6 protein-coding genes are annotated in these 4,321 nt (G+C 49.6%); all 6 read right to left on the bottom strand.

Going from position 1 to position 4,321, the window contains the following annotated elements; genetic code table 11:
- Positions 1–211: 211 nt before the first annotated feature.
- The gene (gene secY, locus PX484_RS02995; protein WP_288102800.1) at positions 212–1,531 is read right to left on the bottom strand and encodes a preprotein translocase subunit SecY; all 1,320 of its coding nucleotides are present in this window, start codon (positions 1,529–1,531) and stop codon (positions 212–214) included.
- 296 nt (positions 1,532–1,827) lie between these two features.
- Complete coding sequence (rplO, locus tag PX484_RS02990) at positions 1,828–2,271, bottom strand: 50S ribosomal protein L15 (protein ID WP_002780095.1); 444 nt, start codon at positions 2,269–2,271, stop codon at positions 1,828–1,830.
- Positions 2,272–2,281: 10 nt separating this feature from the next.
- Positions 2,282–2,803: a 30S ribosomal protein S5 gene (rpsE, locus tag PX484_RS02985; RefSeq protein ID WP_002757584.1), complete on the bottom strand. Its 522-nt coding sequence runs from the start codon at positions 2,801–2,803 to the stop codon at positions 2,282–2,284.
- A gap of 26 nt (positions 2,804–2,829) precedes the next feature.
- Positions 2,830–3,192 carry a 50S ribosomal protein L18 gene (gene rplR, locus PX484_RS02980; protein ID WP_002753900.1) on the bottom strand — a complete coding sequence of 121 codons (363 nt, stop codon included), beginning with the start codon at positions 3,190–3,192 and terminating at the stop codon, positions 2,830–2,832.
- A gap of 3 nt (positions 3,193–3,195) precedes the next feature.
- Complete coding sequence (rplF, locus tag PX484_RS02975) at positions 3,196–3,765, bottom strand: 50S ribosomal protein L6 (RefSeq protein ID WP_002794624.1); 570 nt, start codon at positions 3,763–3,765, stop codon at positions 3,196–3,198.
- Between the two features lie 104 nt (positions 3,766–3,869).
- Positions 3,870–4,271, bottom strand: coding sequence for a 30S ribosomal protein S8 (gene rpsH, locus PX484_RS02970; RefSeq protein WP_002734721.1), 402 nt, complete (start codon positions 4,269–4,271; stop codon positions 3,870–3,872).
- Between the last annotated feature and the right edge of the window lie 50 nt (positions 4,272–4,321).

The raw sequence follows: 4,321 nt of genomic DNA, 5'->3' as shown, positions 1-4,321 counted from the left end.
GTGTCAGTCTGTAGAGCGACCATAAGACCAGAACAGAGTAAATCTGTTAAGGCAGGTGCGAAAAATCCTTCGGGAAAGAAGCAGAAACCTAAATCGTGAGGTTTGGGAATCACCGTCCGTTTACGGCGGCGAGGATGTCAAGGATTAAATATAGGGTTTTAAGGGAAAAAACAACCAGTAACCGCTAAAAGGTCACTGGCTGACTATCTAACTACTGTTTAATCATGCCCTCATAGCGTTGAGAGATGACATAGGTTTGAATTTGTTTCGCCGTATCGATCGCCACCCCCACCAGAATTAACAGGGAAGTTGCCCCCAAACCGCGAAAAGTGGTAACACCGGTGGCGCTTTCTACTACAGTCGGCACAGTAGCCACCAAACTTAAAAAGAGAGCGCCCAAAAGGGTGAGACGATTCAGCACCCCTTCCAGATAATTAGTAGTAGCGGTCCCTGGCCGAATCCCCGGAATACTGGCCCCCATTTTTTTCAGGTTTTGGGACATATCCTTGGGGTTAACGATCAGGGAAGCGTAGAAGAAACTAAAACCGAGAATTAGTAAGCTATAAAAAGCCACATAACCCCAACTATCGGGACGCAGAGCATTAACCAACTGAACTAAAACCTGACCGACCGGGTTATCCGTGGGTAAAGCTTGCACCAATTGGAAAGGTAAGACCAACACTGCCGAGGCGAAAATAATCGGCATCACGCCCCCTTGATTGAGTCGTAGGGGTAGATAACTGGTTCTTTCCCGATAGAGACGACGACCCACCTGACGACGGGCAGAAACAATCGGAATCCGACGGGTTCCTTCCTGAACAAAAACAATGCCGATAATCATCACCAAGAAAACCAGCAAGAGAATCACCACTTGAGCGATCGCTTGTCGGCCACCCTGTTGAGCAAAAGTAATCGTATCACCGAGGGTTTTCGGTAAAACAGCGACAATGTTGACAAAAATCAGCAAAGATGCTCCATTTCCCAGACCGCGTTCCGTAATCAGTTCCGAAATCCACATCACGAACATAGAACCCGCCACTAAAGCGAGAACCGTAGCAGCGATCGAGGGTAAAGTTCCGGCCACAACGCCGTTAGCCACCAATAAACCGAGAGTAATGCCGATACTTTGAATAATTGACCAACCAAAGGCAATATAACGGGTAATTTGGGCAATTTTTCGCCGTCCTGCTTCTCCTTCATTTTTCTGTAAATCTTCCAAAGAAGGAAGGGCAGCGGTGAGCAGTTGCACGATAATTGAGGCGTTGATATAGGGAAGAATGCCGAGGGCAAAAATCCCCAACGTCGATAATCCTCCCCCGGTGAACAGGTCAAGGATTCCCAAAGCGGCGTTACTTTGAATAATTTCTGCTAATCTTGCCCGATCCAAACCGGGTATCGGTACAAACATCCCAAAACGGAGCAGAACCAGTAAACCCAATGTAATCAACAAGCGACCGCGTAAACCGGCCGCTTGTGCCATTTGCATAAACGTTTCCTGTGCCGTGGGAGCCTTATCACGACTGACGACCATTAACAGTTACCTCTAGTGCAGTTTTTTTATGGGAAAAAGTAATCGAGGGGGAAAACTTTCTCGATTTTTTTAAGATTTCCCCTGTCTTTCTTATGATATAGCAATCCGGTCTTGGGGATTGGGTGTTAGGGTGTGGGGTGTAGGGTGTGGGGTGTAGGGTGTGGGGTGTAGGGTGTAGGGTGTGGGGTGTGGGGTGTGGGGTGTAGGGTGTAGGGAGAACAAAGCTGCCCTTTACCTTTTGCCTTTTGCCTTTTGCCTTTTGCCTTTTGCCTTTTATCTCCTGTCTCCTGTCTCCGTTAAATTTCTTCCCAAGTACCTTGAGCGGCGGTAATTTTCTCTTTAGCACTATTGCTAAAAGCGGCGGCCTTCACCTTGAGGGGAACGGTAATTTCACCATCACCTAAAACTTTTAAAGGGCCGTCATTGCTGGTGAGAATTTTAGCTTTTAGGAGACTTTCTAGGGTAACTTCCGTATTAGCGGGTAAAGAAGCCAATTTTCTCAGATTAACAATCGTGTATTGACGGGGGTTAACCAAAGGAAAATGCTTTAATTTCGGAACCCGACGATAGAGGGGCATTTGTCCCCCCTCAAAACCGGGGCGGGTCCCCGTCCCGGAGCGAGATTTTTGTCCGCGCATTCCCAGGCCGCAACTAGCACCCTGGCCGGCCGAGACACCCCGTCCCACACGACGACGGCGTTTAGTGGACCCCGGTTGGGGGGCGATTTCGTGGAGTTTCATGGTGATTTCTCTAGGTGTACAAATGTTCTACAGATACGCCTCGATCTTTGGCCACTTCCGAGAAAGTACGGAGAGTTTCCAGGGCGTTAACGGCGGCTCTAGCGTTATTGAGGGGGTTATCGCTACCGAGTTGTTTAGCGAGGATATTTTTCACCCCGGCTAATTCTAAAACGGTACGGACAGCACCCCCGGCAATAACCCCAGTCCCCGGGGCAGCCGGACGCATAAGCACCTGAGCGCCACCGGAAGCCCCCCGGGTGAGGTGAGTGATGGAACTAGCTTTAGTTAAGGAAACTTCAATTAGTTGTTTTTTGCCATCGGCCACGCCTTTACGGACGGCCCCGATAACGTCCCCTGCTTTGCCGACTCCCACTCCCACCTGGCCGTTTTCATTACCGACCACGACGATGGCCCGGAAGCTGAGTTTTTTACCACCCTTAACCACTTTACTAACCCGGCGGATCTGGATGACCCGCTCTTGCCAAGTGGTTTCTTTTTCTTTTTCGCGGTTGCCTTTGCGACGTTTTGCCATAGTTTTATCAGTGTTGAAAGGATATTTTAGAAGTTTAAGCCGGCTGACCGAGCCGCTTCTGCTAAGGCTTTGACGCGACCGTGATAGAGATTGCCACCGCGATCAAAAACCACTTGTTCAATGCCTTTGTCTAGGGCCCGTTGGGCCACCAGTTTACCCACGGCAGCCGAGGCTTCTTGGGTAGCGGTGGATTCCAATTCCCCGCGCAAGGTGGCCTCTAGGGTAGAAGCGGCAGCGAGGGTGTGTTGGGCTACGTCGTCGATAATTTGGGCGTAGATGTGGTTATTAGAACGAAATACGGATAAACGCGGCCGTTCAGCAGTGCCATTAATTTTGCGACGCACACGCTGGTGACGACGACGGACTGATTCTTTGCGACTAAGTTTCATGGTTTATTTTTTACCTCCTTTACCGCCTTTAGCGCCTTTACCGCCAGCTTTACCAACTTTGCGACGGACAACTTCACCAAGATAGCGAATCCCTTTTCCTTTATAAGGTTCGGGGGGACGAACTTCGCGGATTTTAGCGGCAATGTTACCGACGGCTTCTTTGTCGATGCCACTGACGATAACTTGGGTGTTGTTTTCTACGGCGACGGAAACACCATCGGGCATCTCCATTTCCACGGGTTTACTGTAACCGACGTTAAGAACTAATTTACTACCCTGCGCCTGGGCGCGGTAGCCCACCCCTTGGATATCGAGGCGTTTTTGAAAGCCGGTAGCGACTCCTTCCACCATGTTGGCCACCAGAGTTCTACAGAGTCCGTGGCGTTCTCTGGCGGTACGGGAATCGTCTTGACGGGTAACGAGCAGGGTTTCGCCATCTTTGTCGATGGCGACGGCGGTGGGTAGGGTTCTCTGGAGAGTTCCTTTGGGCCCTTTCACCGTCACGGTAGCACCATCGATATCGACGGTGACTTTATTGGGAATAGGAATCGGGCGTTTGCCAATACGAGACATAACAGTTATCAGGGAAGAGTTATCAGTTATCAGGGAAGAGTTATCAGTGGGTCAGCTATCAGGTTTAAACTTGGAAAGGCTGACGGCTGATAGCTTATCCTTGTTTACCAGATGTAGCAAAGGACTTCGCCGCCAACGTTTTGTTTACGCGCTTCGCGATCGGTCATAATACCTTTAGAGGTAGAAACAATGGCGATGCCAATGCCACCGAGGACGCGAGGTAAGTCTTTACTGTTGGAATAAACTCGCAGGCCCGGTTTACTGACTCTGGTGAGGGTAGTAATGATCGGTTGACGGTTTTTGCCTTTATATTTGAGGGAAAGAACTAATTGAGATTTAATCCCCTCACCCACTTCCTCAAAGTCAGCAATAAAGCCTTCGTCTTTGAGAACTTGAGCAATACTGCGCGTCATCCGCGTGGTGGGAATTTGAGTAGTGGTCTGCCGAACCGCGCAAGCGTTACGGATGCGGGTCAGCATATCCGAGATGGTATCGTTAGCAGACATGAATTACCTGTTTTTCTCCTAAATTGGGATCAACATCAGTGGTCAGTTAT

It is taken from the genome of Microcystis sp. M49636_WE2 (genome assembly GCF_030065375.1).
GTDB lineage: Bacteria > Cyanobacteriota > Cyanobacteriia > Cyanobacteriales > Microcystaceae > Microcystis > Microcystis aeruginosa_C.
This window is presented reverse-complemented; position numbering and strand designations above follow the sequence as displayed.